This window comes from Pseudomonas sp. 18173 (assembly GCF_050432945.1).
Taxonomy (GTDB): domain Bacteria; phylum Pseudomonadota; class Gammaproteobacteria; order Pseudomonadales; family Pseudomonadaceae; genus Aquipseudomonas.
In genome coordinates, this window is the sequence record NZ_JBKFTN010000016.1 from 46,484 (window position 1) to 70,142 (window position 23,659).

At 58.6% G+C, this 23,659-nt stretch carries 29 protein-coding genes; 11 read left to right on the forward strand and 18 right to left on the reverse strand.

Annotation, left to right across the window (positions count from 1 at the left end; genetic code table 11):
• Window positions 1–290 precede the first annotated feature (290 nt).
• Window positions 291–896: a hypothetical protein gene (locus ACLD1X_RS18470; protein WP_429370056.1), complete on the forward strand. Its 606-nt coding sequence runs from the start codon at window positions 291–293 to the stop codon at window positions 894–896.
• Window positions 897–1,499: 603 nt separating this feature from the next.
• Here the strand turns inward: ACLD1X_RS18470 and ACLD1X_RS18475 are convergent.
• Both ACLD1X_RS18475 and ACLD1X_RS18480 read right to left on the reverse strand, forming a co-directional pair.
• A complete protein-coding gene (locus ACLD1X_RS18475) occupies window positions 1,500–1,694 on the reverse strand; it encodes a hypothetical protein (protein WP_429370058.1) in 195 nt (64 codons plus the stop codon).
• A 92-nt stretch (window positions 1,695–1,786) separates the two neighbouring features.
• Complete coding sequence (locus ACLD1X_RS18480; RefSeq protein ID WP_429370060.1) at window positions 1,787–2,629, reverse strand: NAD(P)H-binding protein; 843 nt, start codon at window positions 2,627–2,629, stop codon at window positions 1,787–1,789.
• A gap of 178 nt (window positions 2,630–2,807) precedes the next feature.
• Between ACLD1X_RS18480 and ACLD1X_RS18485 the strand changes: the two genes are divergently transcribed.
• Entirely contained in the window at window positions 2,808–3,473 is a 666-nt protein-coding gene (locus tag ACLD1X_RS18485) for a TetR/AcrR family transcriptional regulator (RefSeq protein ID WP_429370062.1), read from the forward strand.
• Window positions 3,474–3,709: 236 nt separating this feature from the next.
• Here ACLD1X_RS18485 and ACLD1X_RS18490 read toward each other — a convergent pair whose 3' ends face one another.
• The 6 genes from ACLD1X_RS18490 to ACLD1X_RS18515 all read right to left on the reverse strand — a co-directional run bounded on the left by ACLD1X_RS18490 (window position 3,710) and on the right by ACLD1X_RS18515 (window position 8,120).
• Entirely contained in the window at window positions 3,710–3,940 is a 231-nt protein-coding gene (locus ACLD1X_RS18490; RefSeq protein ID WP_007975977.1) for a hypothetical protein, read from the reverse strand.
• A 130-nt stretch (window positions 3,941–4,070) separates the two neighbouring features.
• Complete coding sequence (locus tag ACLD1X_RS18495) at window positions 4,071–4,292, reverse strand: hypothetical protein (protein WP_429370064.1); 222 nt, start codon at window positions 4,290–4,292, stop codon at window positions 4,071–4,073.
• A 103-nt stretch (window positions 4,293–4,395) separates the two neighbouring features.
• A complete protein-coding gene (modC, locus tag ACLD1X_RS18500; protein ID WP_429370066.1) occupies window positions 4,396–5,475 on the reverse strand; it encodes a molybdenum ABC transporter ATP-binding protein in 1,080 nt (359 codons plus the stop codon).
• A gap of 3 nt (window positions 5,476–5,478) precedes the next feature.
• Window positions 5,479–6,159, reverse strand: coding sequence for a molybdate ABC transporter permease subunit (gene modB, locus ACLD1X_RS18505; protein ID WP_429370068.1), 681 nt, complete (start codon window positions 6,157–6,159; stop codon window positions 5,479–5,481).
• Window positions 6,160–6,927: a molybdate ABC transporter substrate-binding protein gene (gene modA / locus ACLD1X_RS18510; RefSeq protein WP_429370070.1), complete on the reverse strand. Its 768-nt coding sequence runs from the start codon at window positions 6,925–6,927 to the stop codon at window positions 6,160–6,162.
• 125 nt (window positions 6,928–7,052) lie between these two features.
• Window positions 7,053–8,120, reverse strand: coding sequence for an NAD(P)H-dependent flavin oxidoreductase (locus ACLD1X_RS18515; RefSeq protein ID WP_429370072.1), 1,068 nt, complete (start codon window positions 8,118–8,120; stop codon window positions 7,053–7,055).
• 216 nt (window positions 8,121–8,336) lie between these two features.
• Between ACLD1X_RS18515 and ACLD1X_RS18520 the strand changes: the two genes are divergently transcribed.
• Complete coding sequence (locus ACLD1X_RS18520) at window positions 8,337–9,320, forward strand: MDR family oxidoreductase (RefSeq protein WP_429370074.1); 984 nt, start codon at window positions 8,337–8,339, stop codon at window positions 9,318–9,320.
• Here ACLD1X_RS18520 and ada read toward each other — a convergent pair whose 3' ends face one another.
• The 5 genes from ada to ACLD1X_RS18545 form a co-directional block, all read right to left on the reverse strand.
• The gene (gene ada, locus ACLD1X_RS18525; protein WP_429370076.1) at window positions 9,321–10,385 is read right to left on the reverse strand and encodes a bifunctional DNA-binding transcriptional regulator/O6-methylguanine-DNA methyltransferase Ada; all 1,065 of its coding nucleotides are present in this window, start codon (window positions 10,383–10,385) and stop codon (window positions 9,321–9,323) included.
• Between the two features lie 87 nt (window positions 10,386–10,472).
• Window positions 10,473–11,153 (reverse strand): DNA oxidative demethylase AlkB, encoded by a 681-nt coding sequence (alkB, locus tag ACLD1X_RS18530; RefSeq protein WP_429370078.1) that lies wholly within the window; start codon window positions 11,151–11,153, stop codon window positions 10,473–10,475.
• A complete protein-coding gene (locus ACLD1X_RS18535) occupies window positions 11,143–11,847 on the reverse strand; it encodes a 2OG-Fe(II) oxygenase (protein ID WP_429370080.1) in 705 nt (234 codons plus the stop codon). Before ACLD1X_RS18535 ends, alkB begins: the two co-directional genes overlap by 11 nt.
• A gap of 117 nt (window positions 11,848–11,964) precedes the next feature.
• Window positions 11,965–12,132 carry a hypothetical protein gene (locus ACLD1X_RS18540; protein WP_429370082.1) on the reverse strand — a complete coding sequence of 56 codons (168 nt, stop codon included), beginning with the start codon at window positions 12,130–12,132 and terminating at the stop codon, window positions 11,965–11,967.
• Between the two features lie 37 nt (window positions 12,133–12,169).
• Window positions 12,170–12,472 carry a DUF1883 domain-containing protein gene (locus tag ACLD1X_RS18545; protein WP_007900033.1) on the reverse strand — a complete coding sequence of 101 codons (303 nt, stop codon included), beginning with the start codon at window positions 12,470–12,472 and terminating at the stop codon, window positions 12,170–12,172.
• Between the two features lie 201 nt (window positions 12,473–12,673).
• On the opposite strand from ACLD1X_RS18545, the gene ACLD1X_RS18550 reads away from it, so the two are divergent.
• Both ACLD1X_RS18550 and ACLD1X_RS18555 read left to right on the forward strand, forming a co-directional pair.
• The gene (locus ACLD1X_RS18550) at window positions 12,674–13,030 is read left to right on the forward strand and encodes a hypothetical protein (protein ID WP_429370084.1); all 357 of its coding nucleotides are present in this window, start codon (window positions 12,674–12,676) and stop codon (window positions 13,028–13,030) included.
• A gap of 72 nt (window positions 13,031–13,102) precedes the next feature.
• Window positions 13,103–13,333, forward strand: a complete 231-nt coding sequence (locus ACLD1X_RS18555) for a hypothetical protein (protein ID WP_429370086.1) — start codon at window positions 13,103–13,105, stop codon at window positions 13,331–13,333.
• 11 nt (window positions 13,334–13,344) lie between these two features.
• Here ACLD1X_RS18555 and ACLD1X_RS18560 read toward each other — a convergent pair whose 3' ends face one another.
• A complete protein-coding gene (locus tag ACLD1X_RS18560; protein ID WP_429370088.1) occupies window positions 13,345–13,626 on the reverse strand; it encodes a hypothetical protein in 282 nt (93 codons plus the stop codon).
• A gap of 137 nt (window positions 13,627–13,763) precedes the next feature.
• A complete protein-coding gene (locus tag ACLD1X_RS18565) occupies window positions 13,764–13,952 on the reverse strand; it encodes a hypothetical protein (protein WP_429370090.1) in 189 nt (62 codons plus the stop codon).
• A gap of 288 nt (window positions 13,953–14,240) precedes the next feature.
• On the opposite strand from ACLD1X_RS18565, the gene galU reads away from it, so the two are divergent.
• Window positions 14,241–15,080, forward strand: coding sequence for a UTP--glucose-1-phosphate uridylyltransferase GalU (galU, locus tag ACLD1X_RS18570; RefSeq protein WP_007975949.1), 840 nt, complete (start codon window positions 14,241–14,243; stop codon window positions 15,078–15,080).
• A 129-nt stretch (window positions 15,081–15,209) separates the two neighbouring features.
• Window positions 15,210–16,568 (forward strand): glutathione-disulfide reductase, encoded by a 1,359-nt coding sequence (gene gorA, locus ACLD1X_RS18575; protein WP_429370092.1) that lies wholly within the window; start codon window positions 15,210–15,212, stop codon window positions 16,566–16,568.
• Here gorA and ACLD1X_RS18580 read toward each other — a convergent pair.
• Window positions 16,565–17,575 carry a DNA-binding protein gene (locus tag ACLD1X_RS18580; protein ID WP_429370094.1) on the reverse strand — a complete coding sequence of 337 codons (1,011 nt, stop codon included), beginning with the start codon at window positions 17,573–17,575 and terminating at the stop codon, window positions 16,565–16,567. The genes gorA and ACLD1X_RS18580 overlap by 4 nt on opposite strands.
• Window positions 17,576–18,274: 699 nt before the next feature.
• Between ACLD1X_RS18580 and ACLD1X_RS18585 the strand changes: the two genes are divergently transcribed.
• From ACLD1X_RS18585 to ahpF, 3 genes are all read left to right on the forward strand, one after another.
• Window positions 18,275–19,213 carry a site-specific integrase gene (locus ACLD1X_RS18585; RefSeq protein ID WP_429370096.1) on the forward strand — a complete coding sequence of 313 codons (939 nt, stop codon included), beginning with the start codon at window positions 18,275–18,277 and terminating at the stop codon, window positions 19,211–19,213.
• A 136-nt stretch (window positions 19,214–19,349) separates the two neighbouring features.
• On the forward strand, window positions 19,350–19,913 hold the full coding sequence (gene ahpC, locus ACLD1X_RS18590) for an alkyl hydroperoxide reductase subunit C (protein ID WP_007975937.1): 564 nt from the start codon (window positions 19,350–19,352) through the stop codon (window positions 19,911–19,913).
• 127 nt (window positions 19,914–20,040) lie between these two features.
• Complete coding sequence (gene ahpF, locus ACLD1X_RS18595) at window positions 20,041–21,603, forward strand: alkyl hydroperoxide reductase subunit F (protein ID WP_429370099.1); 1,563 nt, start codon at window positions 20,041–20,043, stop codon at window positions 21,601–21,603.
• A gap of 226 nt (window positions 21,604–21,829) precedes the next feature.
• On the opposite strand, the gene gloA is transcribed toward ahpF, so the two are convergent.
• Window positions 21,830–22,351 carry a lactoylglutathione lyase gene (gloA, locus tag ACLD1X_RS18600; RefSeq protein WP_429370101.1) on the reverse strand — a complete coding sequence of 174 codons (522 nt, stop codon included), beginning with the start codon at window positions 22,349–22,351 and terminating at the stop codon, window positions 21,830–21,832.
• Between the two features lie 144 nt (window positions 22,352–22,495).
• On the opposite strand from gloA, the gene ACLD1X_RS18605 reads away from it, so the two are divergent.
• Window positions 22,496–23,014, forward strand: coding sequence for a DUF4946 domain-containing protein (locus ACLD1X_RS18605; protein ID WP_429370103.1), 519 nt, complete (start codon window positions 22,496–22,498; stop codon window positions 23,012–23,014).
• A gap of 165 nt (window positions 23,015–23,179) precedes the next feature.
• Here ACLD1X_RS18605 and ACLD1X_RS18610 read toward each other — a convergent pair whose 3' ends face one another.
• A complete protein-coding gene (locus tag ACLD1X_RS18610) occupies window positions 23,180–23,545 on the reverse strand; it encodes a histone-like nucleoid-structuring protein, MvaT/MvaU family (protein WP_429370105.1) in 366 nt (121 codons plus the stop codon).
• Between the last annotated feature and the right edge of the window lie 114 nt (window positions 23,546–23,659).

The following is a 23,659-nucleotide window of genomic DNA, read 5'->3' on the forward strand; positions in this document are numbered from 1 at the left end:
TCCCCCCCTGCACTAAATTATAGTGCGTCACGGACCCCTGCCTGGCGCTGAATTGAACAGCTAGCCAGACGGTGGCTATTGTTTCTTTGCACCGCAAAATCAAATGTCTGCTGCGCAACTTGTTGCGTCCTGCAACCGAACGTCTGCAACAGTGATTTACAAAGCAGTTTCGCAATAAGGGTGACGCGAACTGGATGGATGTCTTCTGACGTTTTTGTCTGCAATTGCCTGATTCAGGCGCCTTGCAGTAAACGGAGGGCAGTTTGTGTCCTTGTTTTTGAGGGGGATGAATGAAACAAGGGCACGTTTTGCTGTTGGCTTTGTTGTTTGTATTTTTGACCGGTTGCACAACCACACCACCAAAAGATCAAGGCAATCTCTGCAGTATTTACCGTGAGTATCCCGACTGGTATGAAGACTCTCTTGAGATGCAGAGTGAGTACGGGACGCCTCTGCACGTGGCCATGGCGATCATGAAGCAGGAAAGCAGTTTCGTGGCTGACGCATTGCCGCCTCGCGACTATCTGCTTTGGGTGATCCCTTGGGGGCGAGTCAGTTCGGCTTACGGTTATGCGCAGGCTCAGGATCCGGTGTGGGGCGAATACAAGGTCAGTACTGGCAACGGTGGTTCGCGTGATAGCTTCGACGACGCGATGATGTTTATCGGTTGGTACACCACTGGCACCCAGCGTCAGCTCGGAATCTCCAAATGGGACACCTACAATCAGTACCTGGCTTATCACGAGGGGCGTGGGGGCTTTAGTCGCAATTCCTATCGCAGTAAACCCTGGCTGATGCAGGTTGCCCAGAAAGTGCAAAAGCAGTCAGAGATCTATAGCGCCCAGCTCAAGCAGTGTCGCCAGGAGCTGGAGGATGAGCGTAGCGGGTGGTTTTAGCGAGTAAAGGCCGCGGCCAGGGACTGGGCAGATGTCGTACTGAAAATAGTGAGGTCAGGCCGATTCCAATGCACGTCTGTCTACGCTGACAGGCAAGGAATGGGGTGCATTTATCCGGCCTTCCAGTCTGTTCACGAACGCTACGGCTTGTGCATAGCTGCGAAATTTAACGCACCACTTGTTCATCCAGACATTCCAGTCTTGCGGTGTGCTCGCCTTCTCGATTTTTATCAGCATCCTCGAATCCCTCCGTACGGCGGTTTTGCCTGGTCAATAGGGTGAGGAGGGCAGCCGCTGTGAATGCAGATTCGAGTGCATTGCAAGCGTCCGTCAAAAGCTTCACCTGTAGGCTCTACTCTGGCTGACCCTCCTCGAGGTGCATTTAAAGTAGATGGGGCGGGACTCGGGAAATCAATAATTATCAAAAATGGATTTAACAAGACCGAAACAACACCGGACAAAGAGTGCCGTCTGATCGAGGTTCCCTCACGAACCGAAAACCTCCGTTCTTGATAAAATCAAGGGCTTGCCGGCCAAAGCCATGCAAGCCCTTGTTTGTTTCTGCTCCAGTATTTATATCCGGACAGTCGTTCCTGATGCTTGTCAGGACGCCGGCTCCGCCTTGCGGCGATCGCTGCCGGCCGGGTTGCCGGTATTGATCAGCCTTCTTTCCAGCAGCACGTTTTCCAGTGCCTGGCGGTCTGAAGGGTTCATTTGATGCTCTCGCTCCTTGAGTTCCAGCAGGATCGGCGTGGACCACTGGCGGTAGGTTTGTTCGGCACTACGATTGAGTGACATGGGTTCCTCCTGAATCAGGCTCCTGCCAATAAAGGCACCGCAGTTCAATACGCAAGAGACCCTAGACGAGGAACCCTGTTTTCGCCAATGCGTTACGTCGGGCTTGCTTCTCCCCAGATGCCCGCAGCGGCAGTGCGCTGCACGTAGTCGCTGAAGTCGCGCGCCGGCCGCCCCAGTGCCCGCTGTACGCCATCGGCTATTGGCGTGTTGCGGCCATCGAGCACAGTGGTGAAGAGATAGAGCACCAGGTCGATCAACGCCTGGGGAAGTTGTTGCTGTTCCATGGCCTGTCGATAGGCTTCCGCGGGTACGGCCACGAATTCGATGCTGCGATCGGTGGAGCGGGCAATCTCGGTCACGGCTTCGGCAAAGGTCAACGCCCGGGGGCCGGTCAATTCATAGAGCTGGTTGCTGTGTCCGGGTTGGGTCAGTGCGGCGACGGCACACTCGGCGATGTCTTCGGCATCGACAAAGGGTTCAGCAACCTGGCCGACGGGGAGTGCGAGCTCGCCTTGCACAATGGGTTCAAGAAAGTGCGCCTCGCTGAAATTCTGGCAGAACCAGCTGGCCCGCAGAATCGTCCAGTCAATCCCGCTGTCCTGTACGACGCGTTCGGCCTGTTCCGCTTCGACTTCACCGCGACCGGATAACAGGACCAGTTTGCCGACTCCGCTTTTAACCGCCAGGTCGGTGAACGCCTGGATGGTGTCCACGGCGCCAGGAACAGCGAGATCCGGTTGAAAGCAAATGTAGACCGCATCGACGCCATCAATCACCGCGTCCCAGGTTGACCGATCTTCCCAGTCGAAAGGGGGATTCGCCTCGCGGGAGCCACGGCGAACGACCCGGCCGGCAGCTTCGAGTCGTTGGGTGATTCGCCGCCCGGTTTTGCCTGTGGCGCCAAGGACCAGCGTGATTGGTTGATCGGTTTTCATCGCGTTCATCTCCATCGGTTAATGTGAGTGATGCTCATGTTTAAAAGATGATAGATCCTCATGTTTTTCCGTCAACCCGCCGGTTCGAGTTCCCCGACGTGCGGTATCTGTTATTGGGTGTTGGCAGTGGCGATGCTAAGGTGAGTACATGTCACGTTATTGATCGGGAAATTCACCGGTGCGCAAAAAGACTCCTGAAGCCCTCGAACAACCTGCTGCAGAGGCTGTTCGACGCAACCCCACGCAACAGCGCAGCCGCGAACGTCAGGAGCGGATTTTGGCGACGGCGACTCAATTGATTGCGGACAAGGGCAGCGACCAACTCAAGATGAGCGAAATCGCCGAGCTTGCCGGGATCTCGATCGGTTCGCTTTATCAGTATTTTCCCGACAAGAGTTCCGTCATCCGCACGCTGGCCGAGCGCTACAACGCTGAAAGTCGTCGCTGCATTGCAGAGGCGATGGAGGCCGTCGAGGATGCCCAGGGCTTGCAAGCCGCCTATACGCAGTTGCTCGACCTGTATTACGAGATTGTGATGGCGACACCGGTGATGCGTGATATCTGGTCCGGCATGCAGGCCGACAAGCAGTTGTTGCAACTGGAACTGGTGGAGAGTCGGGTGGCCGGTACGCTACTGGCCCAGGCGATGCTTTGCGTATATCCAGGCATCGATGAACAACAGGTTCAGGAGTCGGCGTTTTTAATCTGGCACCTGGGTGAGGCGACCATGCGCCTGGCGGTCACTTGTGCACCGCAGGAAGGGCGAGCACTGGTCGAGGCGTTCAAGCGCATGTCCCTGCGCGAGATCATGGAGCCGGCGCGCAAGGGCATCGACACGCAATAAAGTGACGCCTCTGTTCATGGATTTCCCCTCCGATTGAATTCGCGCGCGGGAAATCAGCCAGTCGCCCGGTCCTGGTGTTATGGACGGCTGGTTTTGCACAACAAAAAATCCCGGCTCCGGGCCGGGTTGTGGGAGAGGAATGAATCCTGGCAGGCAGCCGAACGTTCGGAGACGTCACCGTCACCGATCATGCTGCCCGAATCGGGCCTGTCCTCGCACCGTAAGTCCGTGACGGATCATCTGAACCGAGGCAGAGGCCGGTCGACAGGTTGAAGAGACGACAGCGTGTGCCGGATCAGCGGCGTGTCCTTCTCGATATCGTTCAGGCGATCACGAATCCTGAGGGCGGTGGGGTGCCCGCCTTGATGATCGACCCAATCGGCGATTTCCTTGCAAGCCGCTGCCAGGCGGGCCTGACGGGAGTCCAGCAAGGTGAGCAGGGTGGTGATGGACTCTTTTTCGGACATGGGAGACACCTCCGTTCAAGAAACCTGGGTGTGGCAGCAAAAAGCCCGCCTGGAGCGAGCTTTCTGCCGATGGGGTCGCTGATCCTTCAGCCTTTTCAGTATAGACCCGTTAAAAAATGGCGACAGGCCGTCAGCTTTGTCGGGCTGTCACTTGTGATTTGGCGTTCAACTGCCGGCAAACACGCAGGGCGTCCTCTTCAACATCGTAGCCATCGCCGATGAAGCCTTGGGTGCGGGTATCGGCAATGCGATACCAGACCGCAGCATCCGGTGGCAGGTGGTCATGTTCACCCGCACGGCGACCATGGATGATGATCTTGTTGCAACGCTTGACGACGAAAATGTCTTCCATGGCCTCTCCGCTGCGGATTCCTGATCACATCAACTATAGAAGCCATTGGTGATCGTGCAAAAAATAGACAGGTCGATTCGTCGGTTCAGGCGTGCCGCCGGATTTACGCCAGCACCGCAACCGCTTTGATTTGTGCCCACAGTTGCTGGCCAGGGTGGACGTTGAGTTGATCGCGGGAATAGCGCGTGATGCGCGCCAGCAGTGGCGTGCCTGCGGCGTCCAGGCGAATCAGCACATGGGCGGCATTGTCGGCGTTCATTTCACTGACCACGGTGACCGGCAGGCGATTGAGGATACTGCTTTGCCCGGTACTCTGCAGGCTCAGGCTCACGTCCCGCGCCTGGACCTTGCAGCGCAGGGCCTGGCCCGTATCCAGTGGCGTATGAGGTACACGAATGTTGAGGCTGGTGTCGGGCAGTTGCAGGCTGAGCAATTGATAGTCGGCGTCATAGGCGCTGACGTGACCTTCGATGACCACGCCGGCGTCGTCGCCCATCGCCAGCGGCAAGTCGAGGCGCGCCAGGGTCTGGCCGATCGGGCCGCTGGCCAGTGCCTTGCCGTTGCTGAGCAAGACGATATGGTCGGCCAGGCGCGCGACTTCATCCTGGGAGTGGCTGACGTACAGCACGGGGATGTCGAGTTCATCGTGCAAGCGTTGCAAGTAGGGCAGGATCTCGCTTTTGCGTTGGGCATCCAGCGCGGCGAGCGGCTCGTCCATCAACAACAGTTTCGGGCTGGTGAGCAGGGCGCGGGCCATGCCGACGCGTTGCCGCTCACCGCCGGACAGGTGTTGTGGATGCCGGTCCAGCAAATGGCTGATGCCCAGCAATTCGGTGGCGTGCGCCATGTCGACCCGACGCTGCGGCTTCGGGATACGCTTGAGGCCGAACTCCAGGTTGGCCAGCACCGACAGATGAGGAAACAGGCTGGCTTCCTGGAACACGTAGCCCAGCGCGCGTTTGTGCGGCGCGACGAACACCTTGTTTTCGCTGTCTTGCCAGACTTCACCGTTAACCTGGATAAAACCGTGGTCGGCCCGTTCCAGACCGGCGACGCAGCGCAGGCACGTGGTCTTGCCCGAGCCGGAATGACCGTAGAGTGCCGTGACGCCACGGCCCGGCAGTTGCAGGTCGACGTCCAGGGCGAAGCCCGAATAACGTAGTGTCAGGCGCATTTGAATCATCGGTCAGCTCCAGCCCGTTTTGGTTTTACGGCTGGAATACAGCGCCAGCAGGACGGCAAACGAGAACACCAGCATCGCCCCGGCCAGCCAATGGGCCTGGGCGTATTCCATGGCTTCGACGTGATCGTAGATCTGCACCGAGACCACGCGGGTCTTTTCGGGAATATTGCCGCCGATCATCAGCACCACACCGAACTCGCCGACGGTGTGGGCGAAACCGAGAATGGCGGCGGTAATGAAACCGGGGCGGGCCAGGGGCAGTGTCACGCTGAAAAAGGTGTCCCAGGGATTTGCCCGCAACGTCGCAGCCACTTCGAGCGGGCGTGTGCCGATTGCGGAAAACGCGTTCTGCAGTGGCTGGACCACGAACGGCATCGAATACAGCACCGAACCGATGACCAGCCCTGCAAAACTGAACGTGAGGGTGCCAAGGCCGAGTGATTGGGTGAACTGGCCGATGACCCCGTGAGGGCCGAGCGCCAGCAACAGATAAAAGCCAATCACCGTCGGTGGCAGCACCAGGGGCAGGGCGACAATCGCCCCGACCGGACCGCGCAACCAGGAGCGGGTGCGCGCAAGCCATAACGCAATCGGAGTGCCGACAATCAGCAGGATCACGGTCGTCAGGGACGCCAGTTTCAGGGTCAGCCAGATGGCGGATACATCGGCACTCGATAGCGACATTTAGATTTCGTAGCCGTAGGACTTGATGACAGCGGCCGCTTTCGGCCCCTTGAGGTAGTCAACCAATGCCTTGGCGGCCGGGTTGTCCTTGCCTTTGTTGAGAATCACCGCGTCCTGTTTGATCGGGTCGTGCAGGCTGGCTGGAACGATCCAGGCCGAACCGCTGGTGATCTTGCCGTCCTTGTAGATCTGCGACAGGGCGACAAAACCCAGCTCGGCGTTGCCGGTGGAGACGAACTGGTAGGCCTGGGTGATGTTCTGGCCTTCAACGAGCTTGTCCTTGACCTTGTCGGTCAGCCCTTCCTTGGCCAGTACCTGGGTAGCTGCCAGGCCATAAGGCGCGGCTTTCGGGTTGGCGATGGACAGGTGCTGGTATTGGTTCTTTTTCAGCACATCGCCCTTGGCATCGACGTAGCCTTCCTTGGCCGACCACAGCGCCAGGGTACCGACCGCGTAGGTGAAGCGCGAACCCTTGACGGTGTCGCCTTCGGCTTCAAGTTTTTGCGGGGTGCTGTCGTCAGCAGACAGGAACACTTCGAACGGCGCGCCGTTTTTGATCTGGGTATAGAACTGGCCGGTGGCACCAGAGGAGGTGACCAATTTATGCCCGGTGTCTTTTTCGAAATCCGCGGCGATAGCCTGGAGGGGCGCGGTGAAGTTGGCAGCGACCGCTACCTGGACTTCGTCTGCCTGGGCTGAGCCGAAGGCAAATACGGCGACAAGGCTCGCCAGGCAGGTAGGGGCAAAACGTGAGGCACGAATGGTCATGAAACGGCTCCGTTAAAGGCAATTGCAGCAGGGGGTGAATCGTTATGTACAGAAATATATAGCGAATTGCCTTTAAACGGAATGTGCTGTCATAAAATTGTATACAATTTTAACGAAAGTGATGCTCAGGGGCGACGTAGCAGTCTCGCTAATCCCTCTTCAGCCAGTTGTCGAGTCAGTTCCGCGGTGGTCAATTCGACACCAAGGGTAAATGCCTGGCCGGCCCAGAGATTGCTGAAGTCCGCTTCACCTTTGGCTCGCAGCGGCATCAGCGCGCCACCGGCCAGGGGGAAGGCCGGCGCCTTGGCGCTCATGGGGCCCAATTCACGCATCACCCGATTGAGAATGCCCCGGGCCGGGCGCCCGGTGAACACGTTGGTGATGGCCGTCTCGCTTTCCCGGGCGGTGCGCAAGGCCTTGTGATGGGACAGGCTGACCTTGGCCTCTGGCGTGAACAGGTAGGCCGTACCCACCTGTACCGCCGAAGCGCCCAGCATGAAGGCAGCGGCGACTCCTCGTGCATCGGCGATGCCGCCAGCGGCAATCACCGGCACTTTCACCGCGTCGACGACTTGTGGCACCAAGGCGAACGTTCCCACCTGGCTGCTCAGGTCGTCGCTGAGAAACATCCCGCGATGGCCCCCGGCTTCGTAGCCCATGGCAATGATTGCATCGCAGCCATGCTGCTCCAGCCACACCGCTTCGGCGACGGTGGTGGCCGAGGACAGCACTTTGGCACCCGTGGCCTTGACCCGCTCGAGCAGGGATTTTTCCGGCAGGCCAAAGTGAAAGCTCACCACTTCAGGGCGAAACTCCTCGACCACTTCGCAGGCCGCGTGATCGAACGGCGCCCGGTTGGACACGGGCGTTGGCGCATCGAAGTCGACACCAAGTTCCTGGTAGTAGGGTTGCAGCAGGTTTTTCCAGTCCTGCGCGCGTTGCTCATCAGGGGCTGGCGGCTGATGACAGAAGAAGTTGACGTTGATCGGGCGCTGGGTGTGTTGGCGAATCGTCTTCAGTTCTTCGCGCAATTGATCGATGCTGAGCATCGCCGCTGGCATCGAGCCCAACCCGCCGGCATTGCAGGCTGCAATCACCATGGACGAGTTCGTGGCACCGGCCATCGGCCCCTGGATGATCGGCAGTTCGATCCCGAGCAGGTCAAGGATGCGGGTATCTGGCCATTGGTTCATGTGCAATGTTCTCCGACGTTGAAGCAGGGCAGGGACGGTAGAACAGGATTTGTAACGCAACGATCGGTGCAAGGCCAGTGGTGATTTCGGCCGGCGCCGCCATTGCGCTCATGGATACCGGGATTGCCCGGTTAGCTTAAAGTCGGGTACGGCAATCTGTTGCCATGTGTTATTTCAACTACACCACAACCAGACTGATTCCATTGAGAGGCCGTGATGTTCAAAGGTATTTTGATCGACAAAGACGACAGCGGTTACCGGGCCACACTGCAAGAGATCCAGGACGATCAGTTACCCGAGGGCGATGTCACGGTGCGTGTTGCCTACAGCACGCTGAATTTCAAGGATGGCCTGGCGATCACCGGCAGCAGTCCGGTGGTGCGCAAATTCCCGATGGTGCCGGGCATCGACCTGGCCGGTGTCGTCGAAGCCAGCGGGCATCCGGACTACAAGGTCGGTGACCAGGTCCTGCTCAATGGCTGGGGTGTGGGTGAAGGCCACTGGGGCGGATTGGCGCAGAAGGCGCGCCTGAACGGTGACTGGCTGATTCCGCTGCCCAAGGCGTTCACCGCTGCCCAAGCGATGGCCATCGGTACGGCGGGCTACACGGCCATGCTGTGCATCCTGGCGCTGGAGCACAACGGGGTGACGCCTGAGCAGGGTGAGATACTGGTGACCGGCGCCAACGGTGGCGTCGGCAGTTTCGCCATCGCGTTGCTCAACAGGCTCGGCTACCGGGTGGTCGCTTCCACCGGGCGTACGTCGGAGCACGACTACCTGAAGCAACTGGGCGCTGGCGAAATCATCGACCGTGCCACGCTGTCCGAGCCGGGCAAACCGTTGGCCAAAGAGCGCTGGGCAGCGGTCATCGATTCGGTCGGTAGCCACACCCTGGCCAATGCTTGCGCCAGCACCAAGGCCAACGGCACCGTCGCGGCATGCGGCTTGGCCCAGGGCATGGACTTTCCGGCCTCCGTTGCACCGTTCATTTTGCGCGGTGTGACCCTGGCCGGGATCAACAGCGTGACCCAGCCCAAAGCCAGGCGTGTGGAGGCCTGGAGTCGGCTGGCCAGGGATCTGGACTTCAACCTGTTGCCGCTGATCAGTCACGAAATCGGCCTGAGCGAAGCCATCGAAGCCGCGCCGCGCTTGCTTGCCGGGCAGTTGCGCGGGCGGGTGGTGGTGGACGTGAATCGCTGATTACTGCGACTCGCGTTCCAGCAACTGGCGTTTGCGCTCGACACCCCAGCGATAGCCCGACAGGTGCCCATCGCTGCGCACCACACGATGGCAAGGGATTGCCACGGCCAGGCTGTTCGCGCCGCAGGCTTGAGCCACGGCGCGAACGGCTTTTGGCGAGCCGATTCGCTGGGCGACCTCGGCGTAGCTGGCCGTGCTGCCAACGGGAATTTCCCGCAACGCTTGCCAGACACGCTCCTGAAACGCCGTGCCGCGTACATCCAGAGGCAAATCAAGGCCAATGGCCGGCGCCTCGATAAAGCCGACGACCCTGGCAATCAATTGCTCGAACTCATGATCGGCGCCAATCAGGTTGGCACGGCGGAATTTGTCTTGCAGATCACAGACCAGTTGGTGTGGATCATCACCCAACAGGATCGCGCAGACCCCGCGCTCACTCTGCGCCACCAGTATCGCCCCCAGCGAACACTGGCCGACGGCAAAACGAATGTCATTGTTTTGACCGGCCGCGCGGTAGTCCCCGGGTTTCATTCCGAGCAGATGGTCTGCCGCTTCATAAAATCGACTGTTGGAGTTGAAGCCGGCGTCATACAGGGCATCGGTCACCGAGCCGCCATCCGCCAGGCGCTCGCGCACCTTGCGTGAGCGATGAGCATCGGCGTAGCCCTTGGGCGTCAGGCCGGTGACGGCCTTGAACACACGATGGAAGTGGAAGCTGCTCAGTCCCGCCGTCTCGGCCAGTTCGCCCAGGGCAGGCAGCGTTTCCGCGCTTTCGATCTGGCGGCATGCGGCAGCCACGGTGGCGGCATGTTGCGCGGCGAGTGCGCTCTGATCCCTGGTCGCGCGTTTGCTCGGACGATAACCCGCGGCCTGCGCCTGTTCGGCGCTGTCGAAGAATTCGACATTGTGTGGCTTGGGCAAGCGCGCGAGGCTGCTGGGGTTGCAGTAGATGCCGGTGGTCTTCACGGCATAGACAAACTGCCCGTCCGCCTTGGGGTCGCGCGCAACCACGGCGGCCCAGCGTGGATCGTTTTCGATGGTGATCTTGCTCGATTGGGTTGTCATGGCGTCATGTCCTTTGAGGAGTTGCCTGCACATTAACCATGGGGTAATTGCCACACACTCCGGCGCTTGCGGTCAAATTCGAAGTCGTTATCCGGCGGTACGGAAGGTGAAGTTGATGCGTTGCTCGCCGAGCCTCGGATGAAGGCCGTCCTTGATCGGCAGCACCCCGTGATAGCGCAGGCGATCGACGCCACCCCACACCACGATGTCGCCATGCAGCAGGGGGATGCGCTGGCTTTTCTCGCTGCGTGCAAAGCCGCCGAACAGGAACATTGCCGGCAGGCCCAGCGATACCGAAACGATAGGCGCAGCGTAGGAATGCTCGTCCTTGTCCTGATGCAATGACATTTTTGCCCCGGGGAGGTAACGGTTGATCAGGCAGGAGTCCGGCGCAAATTCGCTGAAGCCCGCTGCCTGCGCCGCCGCTTGCGCCAACTGGAAAAACACCTCGGGCATCCTTGGCCAGGGCTGGCCGGTCTGTGGATCGTCGCGGGTGTAGCGATAACCGCTGCGGTCAGTGGTCCAGCCGAAGGTGCCACAACTGCTCAGGCCGACCGACATGGTAAAGCCGCCGGGCGTGACCATCTGCCGAAACGGCGCGGCCGCGAGGACCGTCTCCAGGGCGGGCAACAACCGCTCAAGCCAGGGCAGGGCGAAACCTCTAAGCACATAGGACTGTTCGCCGATCTGCTCGCGCCTGGGCTGTTGCTCGGGCTCGGCATTGGCAAACAGATCGAAAGTCAGCGGATTCATGGGGTCATAACGCATCGTGAAAAATGATTCCAAGGGTATGCCGTTTGCCACTGTGCAGGCGACTCACGCCGTGACGCAGGGTCACGCGGTAGTAACCGCGAACCCCTTTGACCGGCCGCTGGTTGACCGCGAAGATCAGCCCGTCACCTTTCTTCAGGCCGATGACCATCGGGCGTGACTGCATGCGCGGGCGCTGTTCGGTCATGACAAATTCGCCGCCAGTGAAGTCTTCGTCCGGGGCCGACAGCAGAATCGCCACTTGCAACGGGAAAGCGTGCTCGCCGTACAAGTCCTGATGCAGGCAGTTGTAGTCCTGCGCACCATATTGCAGCAACAGCGGCGTCGGACGGTTCTGACCAGCGGCATGACAGCGCTCGAGAAAGGCTTGGTGAGAGTCTGGAAAGCGGGTCGGCAGGTCCATCTGTTCATGCCATCGGTTGGCGATGGGCACCAGCCGTGGGTAGAGCGCGCTGCGCAAGCGGGCCACGAGGTCCGGCAATGGATAGCCGAAATACTTGTACTCGCCACGGCCGAACCCGTGGCGAGCCATCACCACGTGGGAGCGAAAGGGTTCGGGCCGGGGGTACCAGGCGCTGACCTGATCACAAGCCTTGTGGCTCAACAACGAAGGGATGACGGCGCAACCGTCCTGATCCAGTTGCTGTTCCAGCCGGGGCCAGTCCAGCCCGTCCAGATATTGCTCGCTCATTGCCAGGCCTCTTGTGGTTGAGGTGGCCAGTCTAAAAGGCAAGGATGCAGCAGGCACTCCGGTGCTTGCGGTCGAACTGCGAGCGGGAGCCGACGTCCATTGTCGCTCCGGGTCGGCTTACAGCGCTTTGCTGACGCTGATGTCGCTGATGACGTCGTCCTGTCCGTGAATGGCATCCAGCGCCGCCTTGGCTTCTTCTGCGGTGCCGTTTTCAAGCTGGGCAAACTCGAAGCGGCGCTCACCGTTGAGTTTGTATTTGATGACGTACTTGGTCGTTTGGGCCACGGTTGTATCTGCCTGTCTTTTGTTTCGGGTTCGCGGCTCAGCTCAGTTTCGAACTGGAGCGGCGAATGATTTTGATCGAGTGTGTCAGGGTGGGTTTGCGGGTCACGCTGATAGGGCGCCGGTTGACGGTATCGATGGTGATGTTCCAGAAACCGGTACTCGGAGCGGTGATGCGCGCCGGAAACGTGTCGAATGCACCGCCGTGATAGGTGTGACGGCCGCCATTTTTAAAGCTGCGGAAGTTGGCGTCGTTCATCAGGCGGATGTTGCACATTTGCGAGCATTGAATGACGACAATGTCGTCTTCATTGAGGTGCTCGCGCTGGTGGATAAATTTCATGAGGCGCCTCCAGAAGGGCTTTTTCTACAAAATCAAAACGATAGCATGGGCGATTGGCGCAGTTTATCAGCCCGACTACCTTATTATCCGGCCACTTTGACAATTAAAAACGCTAATTTCACCTTTGATGAGCGATAAAGTAGGCCGACTTGGAGAAAAAACGCATCTACGCTGTCCGAGCGTCTTTATCGGAGGTTTTGTATGAAGTGGGGTTTTCCTGTTCTTTCGCTGGCGGTATTGGTGAGCGGTTGTGCGAACGTCTCTGAAATCAATGCGACGCTGCCGACCATGAACGTGATTTCTGGCAAGAAACCCCATGAATATGCGCAATGCCTCAGCGAAAAACTGGCCAAAAGCCGTGGCGCCCTGCAAATCGAGCCGCACAAGGATGGGGTGCGCGTGATCGTGCCGCTCAAGTATTCCTCGGGTCCGTCTGCGGTATTTGACATTGAAGAGCGCTCGGGCGGCAGCAGCATCAAGCTGCACGAGAGCATGTCCAATGTCCCGGTACGTCCAAAGGACGTACAGAATGCCGCCACCGAGTGCATTTCCGGCTGATAGACTATCGACCCACAGCACCGATGCCGCCAAAGCCTGGCTTTGGCGGCATCGCTATTTCTGGAGTCGAACATGAAGCGAGAGCAGGTCCGGGCGCGCCACGCAGAGGGGCTTATCTCTGCCACCCACGTGATTCAGAATCCGGCGGACCTTGGAGAGTGGATCGTGTTTTTCAAGAAAAGCGCCGGGCGCAGCTATTTCCTGGTGGATGACAACGATGAAGTCGAGTCCTTCGGCAATCTCAATGACTTGATCGAAACATTGCGCGGACTCGGGATCAAGTTCGCCGAAATTCATCTGTAGGGCCCAGCGCCTTACTTGCAGACCACCACGACGCTGCGGTTCTTGTAATTGCCGATATCGGCGCCGAAGGTCTTTTCACTTTCCTTGAGCGATGGCGTGCCGTCGGTGCCGACAATCCGGTAGCCGGTACCTGCGCAGGAGGCATCGGCCTTTTCATAGCAGGCGGCCCAGGAATTGGCCTCTCCCGAACAATCGATCGTCAGGCCCTGCTCGCCGTTGTCGAGGTAGGTTTCTTCCGACGTTGCACAGCCGCTCAGGGCCAATACTGCCAGCAAAGGCAAAATCTTGTTCATGGATTGATCATCGTCAGGGTGGTTGGCCATGGCTGAGACAGCGCCGGATTGAAAAGGTTATAGCGAAAGGCCACTTCTTTTTCTGCGATCATAAAAAAGCCCTGTGCAATGACAGGGCTATTGGAAAGGCGCGTCGGTCAGTTCTTGTCCTTGCCGCGTCGCTTCGGTTCCGGGTGTTCAAGCTCCAGCACCGAAGCCACTTCGATTGCCAGGGCTTCGGAAGGGAAAGGTCCGGCGATATTTTCACCGGCGGCACTCGCCACCCACCATTGACCGTCCTTCAGCTGATTGATCAGGAATCCGTTGACGCTTTTTGCTGCCGACATCTATTTGCCTCGTTGTCTGGTTCAATCGCGCCATGATACAGCCAATCACATGCAACGGGTGCCGTTGGGCGTACGGTGGGATGCCCGCTGTGGTAGAAACCGTGCAATTGCGCGAGTCTCTGCTATGCATAAGAGGTTGTGCCGCGACCTGCGCATGGTTGCAGGGAACTATCGGCAAGAATATTTCTCTATGTTGACATCGGTTAGCCAGCGCGGGGCATTGTAAGGTGCACGCCGCCTGATTAGACTGCGCCGAAACTCGTACACACAGCCCTTTCAAGGACTTATATGATCAAGAAATGCTTGTTCCCAGCAGCCGGTTACGGTACTCGCTTCCTGCCAGCGACTAAAGCCATGCCCAAAGAAATGCTGCCGGTGGTGAACAAGCCACTGATCCAGTACGGCGTCGAAGAAGCACTGGATGCCGGCTTGAACGAAATCTCCATCGTTACCGGTCGCGGCAAGCGCGCCCTGGAAGACCACTTCGACATCAGCTACGAGCTGGAAAACCAGATCAAGGGCACCGACAAGGAGAAATACCTGGTCGGCATCCGTCGCCTGCTGGATGAGTGCTCGTTCTCCTACACCCGTCAGACCGAAATGAAAGGCCTGGGCCACGCGATCCTGACCGGTCGCCCGCTGATCGGTGACGAACCGTTCGCCGTGGTGTTGGCGGATGACCTGTGCGTCAACCTGGAAGGTGACGGCGTACTCAAGCAGATGGTCAAGCTGTACAAGCAGTATCGCTGCACCATCGTCGCGATCATGGAAGTAGACCCGCAGGAAACCAGCAAGTACGGTGTGATTGCAGGCGACCTGATCGGTGACGACCTGTACCGCGTGCGCAACATGGTCGAGAAGCCAAAGCCGGAAGATGCCCCGTCGAACCTGGCGATCATCGGTCGCTACATCATGACGCCGGACATCTTCAGCCTGATCGAACAAACCGAGCCAGGCAAAGGCGGCGAGATCCAGATTACCGACGCCCTGATGAAACAGGCACAGGATGGTTGCGTGATTGCCTACAAGTTCAAGGGCAAGCGTTTCGACTGCGGTGGCGCCGAAGGCTACATCGACGCGACCAACTTCTGCTTCGAGAACTTCTACAAGACGGGCAAGGCTTACTGATAGCCGGCGACCTCTTGTATTGAAAAGCCACCTTCGGGTGGCTTTTTCATTTTCCGGCCCTATATCGTTTGCAGCGCTTGCCCCACAAATGTCTGCGGGTATGCTGGTCACCTGCCGAGGAGATTGAAAATGGCCTACGATTTTGACCTTTACGTGATTGGTGCCGGTTCTGGCGGTGTGCGGGCTGCGCGGTTTGCCGCCGGGTTCGGTGCGAAAGTGGCCGTGGCCGAGAGCCGCTACCTGGGCGGTACCTGTGTGAACGTCGGCTGCGTGCCGAAAAAGTTGCTGGTCTACGGTGCGCACTTCGCCGAAGACTTCGAGCAGGCTTCCGGTTTTGGCTGGAGCCTGGATGAGGCGCAGTTCGATTGGGCGACGCTGATCGCCAACAAGGACCGCGAGATCAATCGCCTCAATGGCATTTATCGCAACCTGCTGGTCAACAGCGGCGTGACCTTGCATGAGGGCCACGCGAAGATCGTCGATCCGCATCAGGTCGAGATCAATGGCGAGCGTTTTACCGCCAGGAATATCCTGATCGCTACCGGCGGCTGGCCGCAGATTCCGCAGATTCCGGGGCACGAGCATGCCATCAGTTCCAACCAGGCGTTCTTCCTTAAAGAACTGCCCAAGCGCGTGTTGGTGGTAGGTGGGGGCTACATTGCGGTCGAGTTTGCCGGGATCTTCCACGGCCTGGGCGCCGAGACCACGCTGTTGTATCGCGGTGAACTGTTCCTGCGCGGTTTCGACACTTCCGTGCGCAAGCACTTGCAGGAAGAGTTGACCAAGCGCGGCATGGACCTGCAATTCAATGCGGACATCGAGCGCATCGACAAACAGGCCGACGGTAGCCTGAAAGTCACGCTCAAGGATGGTCGCCAACTGGAAGCCGATTGTGTGTTCTACGCCACGGGCCGTCGTCCGATGCTGGACAATCTCGGGCTGGAAAACACCGGGGTCAAGCTCGACAGCAAAGGCTTTGTCGAGGTCGATGAGCTGTATCAGACCGCTGAGCCGTCGATCCTGGCTCTGGGTGATGTGATCGGCCGTGTTCAACTGACACCGGTTGCCCTGGCAGAAGGCATGGCGGTTGCGCGGCGCCTGTTCAAGCCCGAGCAGTATCGTCCGGTGGATTACAAGATGATCCCGACAGCGGTATTCAGCCTGCCAAACATCGGCACCGTCGGCTTGACCGAGGAAGAGGCGCGCGAAGCCGGCCACGACGTGCAGATCTTCGAAAGCCGCTTCCGGCCGATGAAGCTGACCCTGACTGAATGTCAGGAGCGCACGCTGATGAAGCTGGTGGTGGATGCCAGGACCGACAAAGTGCTGGGTTGCCACATGGTCGGTCCGGAGGCCGGTGAAATCGTCCAGGGCCTGGCGATTGCCTTGAAGGCCGGCGCCACCAAGCGCCACTTCGATGAAACCATCGGTGTACACCCGACGGCCGCCGAAGAGTTCGTCACCATGCGCTCGCCAGTCGCCGGTTAATCGTCCTTCGTTGCGTCTGCCGCTGCCGCAAGGGTGGCGGCCTGACGCACGCGGTCTTCCAGATCCGTCCGGGTTTTGGTCAGCTCGATTTCCAGTGACTTGTTGAGTTGCGACTGCTCGTCGACGTTCTGTTTGAGTGCCTGGCTTTCCAGCAGGGCGACGCGCAGGCGTTCCTGGAGGAGGGTGCGTTCGCTGTCGACGCGGGTGGCCTGTTCCAGTAGCTGATCCTGGCGGGTGTTGCTTTGCTTGAGCTGTTCCTGCAACAGGCTCAGCTCGCGCAGCGTGCCGCGGTTTTCAGTCAGCAAGCGTTCATTGTCGCGGTGCAATTGGGTGATTTCATCCTGGCGCACCAGCGCGCTTTGTTGCGCCTGGCGCAGTTCCATCTGCAGTTGTTGCACCTGGCTTTCATGGCGACTCAATTCCTGCTCGCGCTGTTCCTTGACCGCGTTGCGGTAGTGTTCCAGTGCGTCCCGGGTGTGCAGGTGCTTTTCTTCAAGGGAGCGAATCTGCTCGTCCTTGTCTTTCAAGCGCAATTCGAAATCGGCCAGCGCCTGGTTCAGCCCGGCGTTGCGGGTTTGTTCCGTTTGCAGCAGGGCGCGGGTTTCGTGCAGGGCCTCGGATTCCTGGGTCAGTGCCAGGCTCTGAAACTCGTATTGCTGGTGCAGTTCGCTATTGGACTTTTGCGCTTCGCCGAGCTGGTTTTCCAGCACCTTGCGTTGTTCCTCGTACTGCGCGCGCGCCTGGTCGATAGGCTCCTGCGCTTGCTCCTTCAGGCGTTGTGCGAGCCGCGCGACCAGCGCCATCAGTTCGTCGTCAATCGGTTCCGTCGGTGGTTCTACCGGTTCGTTCCTGTCATCGAGCTCTTTGAGGTAGCGATGAATCGTGGTTTTCGAACCGGTATTGCCCATCTCGATGCGTACGGCATCGATGCTGGGGTTTTCGCCACGGGCGAGGATCGCCAACCGAGCGGCTTGCACCACCGCTTTATTTACACCGCCGCGTGCCATGAGTTCTCCCGGGTTTTGATGATGTGGTACGTACCACGTAAATACACATTGTACCATTCAATGTGAAAAGTTAAATGCTGAATACAACTAACACGGGATATACTGGTATTACCCCGTGTGATAACGGTTTCGAGGTATTCCTCGCGCTATTTCCGTACACATACCCCTGCAGGAGCGAGCCTGCTCGCGAAAAAACCGAGAACGCCGCGGGGCACCTGCCAGCCAGCGTTATCGTTAACGACCATCGCGAGCGAGCTCGCCCCTACAGTGTTTTGTGTTTTTTGCGCCAGCGGTCGATGCCTTTTGTAGGAGCGAGCCTGCTCGCGAACAAACCGAGAGCGCCGCGGGGCAACTGCCAGCCAGCGTTATCGTTAACGACCATCGCGAGCGAGCTCGCTCCTACAGTGTTTTGTGTTTTTTGCGCCAGCGGTCGATGCCTTTTGTAGGAGCGAGCCTGCTCGCGAACAAACCGAGAGCGCCGCGGGGCAACTGCCAGCCAGCGCTATCGTTAACGACCATCGCGAGCGAGCTCGCTCCTATAGTGTTTGGTGTTTTTTGCGCCAGCGGGCGATGCCTTTTGTAGGAGCGAGCCTGCTCGCGAACAAACCGAGAGCGCCGCGGGGCAACTGCCAGCCAGCGTTATCGTTAACGACCATCGCGAGCTCGCTCCTACAGACAGTCAAAACAGGTTCATGTCCTATGAGCGATCTGGATCGCTATCTGCAAGCGGCGACTCGCGACAACACCCGTCGCAGCTATCGGGCCGCCATCGAGCACTTTGAAGTCACGTGGGGCGGTTTTCTGCCGGCAACCGGCGACAGCGTGTCGCGCTACCTGGTGGCTCATGCTGGCGTGTTGTCGATCAATACGCTGAAACTGCGTTTGTCGGCATTGGCGCAGTGGCACAGCAGCCAGGGTTTTGCCGATCCCACCAAGGCGCCGGTGGTGCGCAAGGTGTTCAAGGGCATCCGCGCGCTGCACCCGGCCCAGGAAAAACAGGCCGAACCCTTGCAGCTTCAGCATCTGGAGCGGGTGGTCAGTCGTCTGGAGTTGGAGGTGCAAACCGCCAGGGCCGAAGGCGACCGGCCGGGTTTACTACGGGCCAGACGCGACATGGCGTTGATCCTGCTGGGCTTCTGGCGCGGTTTTCGTAGCGATGAGTTGTGCCGGCTGCAGGTTGAACACGTGCAGGCCAGCGCCGGTTCCGGCATCAGTCTCTATCTGCCGCGCAGCAAGAGTGATCGCGACAACCTCGGCAAGACCTATCAAACGCCGGCCCTGCAACGTTTGTGTCCGGTGCAGGCCTATATCGACTGGATTGCCGAGGCAGCCCTGGTGCGTGGGCCGGTCTTTCGCAGCATCGACCGCTGGGGGCATCTGGGCGAGGAGGGGTTGCACGCCAATAGCGTGATTCCGTTATTGCGTCAGGCGCTGGAGCGCGCCGGCATTGCCGCCGAACTCTACACCAGCCACTCCTTGCGCCGCGGCTTTGCGACCTGGGCGCATCAAAGTGGCTGGGATCTGAAGTCGCTCATGAGTTATGTCGGCTGGAAGGACATGAAGTCGGCCATGCGTTACATCGAGGCCAGTCCGTTCCTCGGGATGGCGCGCATTGCAGAAAGGCCGGTTGGACCCTAGATGGTTTTCTTCTATTAATACAGTCGGCTAATAGCGAAAGCCAATCAGCGGCATGAGGTTTGCCAATGAGCCTTCTGTCCGACGAGTGGGTAAAGTTCTCTCCATCAACTTCTTAACCCCTGACGGAGAGTCAACGATGCCTATCATCAACAGCCAAGTTAAACCGTTCAAAGCTGACGCATTCAAAAATGGCGACTTCGTGAAAGTCTCGGACGCTGACCTCAAAGGCAAGTGGTCGGTGGTGTTCTTCTACCCGGCAGACTTCACCTTCGTATGCCCGACCGAGCTGGAAGACCTGGCTGACAACTACGACGCATTCCAGAAACTGGGCGTCGAGATCTACAGCGTTTCCACCGACACCCACTTTGCCCACGCGGCCTGGCACAACACTTCGCCAGCCATTGGCAAAATCCAGTACACCATGATCGGCGACCCGACCCACGCCATCTCCCGCAACTTCGACGTGCTGATCGAGGAAGCCGGTCTGGCGGACCGTGGCACCTTCGTGATCAACCCGGAAGGCCAGATCAAGATCGTTGAACTGAACGATGGCGGCGTAGGCCGCGACGCTTCCGAGCTGCTGCGCAAGATCAAGGCTGCCCAGTACGTCGCTGCTCACCCGGGCCAGGTTTGCCCTGCCAAGTGGAAAGAAGGCGAGGCCACTCTGGCGCCGTCCCTGGACCTGGTCGGCAAGATCTAAGTCTGTGACGCGCTTGATCAGGGCGGACTTCCGCACCTTCTAAGCAAGCTGCACCGCCCAGTAAAAACGCCCGGGCGAGATTCGCTCGGGCGTTTTTTTATGTCTCAAATTCAAGGAAATCGCCCGTATGTTGGACGCCAATCTTAAAACCCAGTTGAAATCGTACCTGGAACGGGTCACCCAGCCGATCGAGATCGTTGCATCCCTCGACGACGGTGCGAAATCCCGGGAAATGCTCGAACTATTGAAAGACGTTGCCAGTCTTTCCACCCAGATTACTTTGCTCGACAACGGCGCTGATGCACGCAAGCCGTCGTTCTCGATCAATCGTCCGGGAGCGGATATCAGCCTGCGCTTCGCCGGCATCCCGATGGGCCATGAATTCACGTCCTTGGTGCTGGCCTTGCTGCAGGTTGGCGGTCATCCGTCCAAGGCCAGCGTCGAAGTGATCGAACAGATCCGCTCGCTCAAAGGCGAATTCAACTTCGAGACTTACTTCTCGCTGTCGTGCCAGAACTGCCCGGATGTGGTCCAGGCGCTGAACTTGATGGCGGTACTCAACCCGAACATTCGCCATGTCGCCATCGACGGCGCGCTGTTCCAGGCTGAAGTCGACGAGCGCCAGATCATGGCCGTGCCCAGCATTTACCTGAACGGTGTGAATTTCGGCCAGGGCCGTATGGGACTGGAAGAAATCCTCGCCAGGATCGATACCAGTGGTATTGAACGCCAAGCCGAGAAAATCAGCGCCAAGCAAGCCTTTGATGTGCTGGTGGTTGGCGGTGGCCCGGCTGGTGCTTCGGCGGCAATCTATGCGGCTCGCAAAGGCATTCGCACCGGTGTCGCGGCCGAGCGTTTTGGTGGGCAGGTGCTCGACACCATGGCCATCGAGAACTTCATCTCGGTGCAGGAAACCGAAGGGCCGAAGCTGGCCGTGGCCCTGGAAGAACACGTCAAGCAGTACGACGTGGACATCATGAACCTGCAACGTGCGGACAAACTGGTGCCTGGCAAAAATGGCGAGCTGCACCAGATTCACTTCGCCAGCGGTGCATCGCTCAAAGCCAGGAGCGTGATTCTGGCGACCGGTGCGCGGTGGCGGGAAATGAATGTCCCGGGCGAGCAGGAATACCGCAACAAAGGTGTTGCCTATTGCCCTCACTGCGATGGCCCGCTGTTCAAGGGCAAGCGCGTGGCGGTGATCGGTGGCGGTAACTCCGGCGTCGAAGCGGCCATCGACCTGGCCGGTATCGTGTCCCATGTCACGCTGCTGGAGTTCGATGTGCAGTTGCGTGCCGATGCGGTATTGCAGCGCAAGTTGCACAGCCTGTCGAACGTCACTGTGATTACCAGTGCGCAGACTACTGAAGTTACTGGCGATGGTCAGAAGGTCAATGGCCTGCGCTACAAGGATCGTCAGAATGATGAATTGCGCAGCGTGGAGCTGGAAGGGATCTTCGTGCAGATCGGTCTGCTGCCCAATACCGATTGGCTCAAGGGCACCATCGAGTTGTCGCCGCGCGGCGAGATCATCGTCGACGCCCGCGGTGAAACTTCAGTGCCGGGTGTATTCGCTGCCGGCGACGTGACCACCGTGCCATACAAGCAGATCGTGATCGCGGTGGGTGAGGGCGCCAAGGCTTCTCTCAGTGCCTTCGATCACCTGATCCGCACGTCCGCCCCGGCATAAAGCCCGGCGCAGAAAACAAAAAAACCCATGATTGATCATGGGTTTTTTTGTGCCCTGCACACCAGCCCTGTAGGAGCGAGCTCGCTCGCGATGCTCGTCAACGATAACGCGGGTTGCCAGGTGCCCCGCGGTGTTCTCGGGTTTTTCGCGAGCAAGCTCGCTCCTACAGGATGGATCATGGGGTTTTGTGTTTCACACATTCCAAATGCGGGATTTGTTGTGCGGGTTACAGCGGAGCAGGCTGGATGATCTCGACCCAGTAGGCGTCCGGGTCCTTGATGAACGCCAGGCTCTTCATGCGGCCATCGCTCAGGCGTTTCTGGAAATCGCAGCCCAGTGCTTCGAAGCGCTCGCAAGCGGCGACGACATCCGGCACCGAGATGCAGATGTGGCCAAAGCCGCGCGGGTCGGTGTTGCCATTGTGGTAGGCGAAATCCGCATCGTTCTCTGTGCCATGGTTGTGGGTCAGTTCCAGAATGCCGGGGATCGATTTCATCCACTCGGTGCGCGCGGCGGCATCGGCCGGGATCTGGTTCTTGTCGACCAGCGCCAGGAAATACAGGCTGAACTCGGCTTCCGGGAAGTCGCGTTTTTCCACCAGGGTAAAGCCCAGGATGCGTGTGTAGAAATCCAGGGACCTGGTGATGTCCTTGACCCGCAGCATGGTGTGGTTGAAGACGAATTTCTGCGTAGCGACGTCCGGTTGGGCGGTGACGCCGGGGAAGGTGTTCAATTCGTGCAGGCTCATGGGCCCTCCGGGAAATATGTGGGCTAACGAATGGTGGTCATGATACGCAAGGGTTGGGACATCACCAAACCCAAACAATCGGCTATTGCCTGACAGCCGGCCTGGGCCCAGACTTTACGGCTTGATCCGTGGGTGCCCATTGCAATGATTCGATTTCGTAAACTGCTGTTCATTCTACTAGGCGTGCTTTCGGTGGCCGACGCTGCTTGTGCCGATGCGCCCGTAATGACCTGGCCCCAGGGCTGGCAGATCGAAGTCGTACCTGAATCGGCTTCGGGGGTCAGTCGCCAGCGTGCGGTAAAAAACGATCAGGATGGGTCGCCGCTCATGGTGATGGAGCTGACCATGAGCCCGGTACAAGGCGATCATCGGGTTAACCTCGAAGGCGTGTTGCTGGAGATGCGCAAGTCAGTACAAAAAGACTTCTTTCAGGGCGGGTATCAAAGTGTCTGCACGCGAATCCATTCGACTACCTTGAGTCGATTGGCCGCGCTGGAAACAACCTGCACCGTCACGCAAAACGGCAGGCATGTGCTTTCTCAAACATTGGTGGCCGCAGTGGATGCCGATAAGGCCTATGTTCTTTCCTACGCGGGGCAGGCCGAGGCTTATAAGGCGAGCCAGGAAGAAATAGACGCAGCCCGTAACAGCTTGAAACTTTAGTTGGCGTCAGTGCTTTTTCGATGCATGAAGAAAATTTTAGATATCCAAATGGATTAAGCACAAAGTTGCTGGCAGTCAGGTAGTTGTCTGGCGACCCATCCCGGGCATTTAGATAACCCATGAAAAAAGCCCTGCATAAGCAGGGCTTTTTTGTTACCGCGAGAGTTAGCCGCGCAGCCAGGAGTCAACGGTGGCTGCACCGTACTGTTCTTTCCAGGCTTTCAGGCCGCGGTGGTTGCCGCCCTTGGTTTCAATCAGCTCGCCGGTGTGCGGGTTCTGATAAACCTTGACCACACGGGCGCGGCGGGTTTTAGGAGCTGCTGCCTGCTTCAAGCCGGATTTTGCCGGGTTGGGATCGAGAATGGCGATGATGTCGCGCAGGCTCTTGCCATAGGTTTTCATCAAACCCTGGAGCTTTTCTTCGAATTCGATTTCTTTCTTGAGCCCGGCATCGTTCTTCAGGGATTCCAACTGCTTGAGCTGTTCTTGAAGGGCCTTTTCGGCTGCACGAAATTCAGCGAGTCTGGACAATATCTTTACTCCAATAGTGTGTTTGGCTGATACCAACCGCAAACAAAGCTATAAGCCAAGAGCCTTGAAGCGACTCGGTGATAGTGGCTCACCTGCAAATTCAGCGCAGGCATG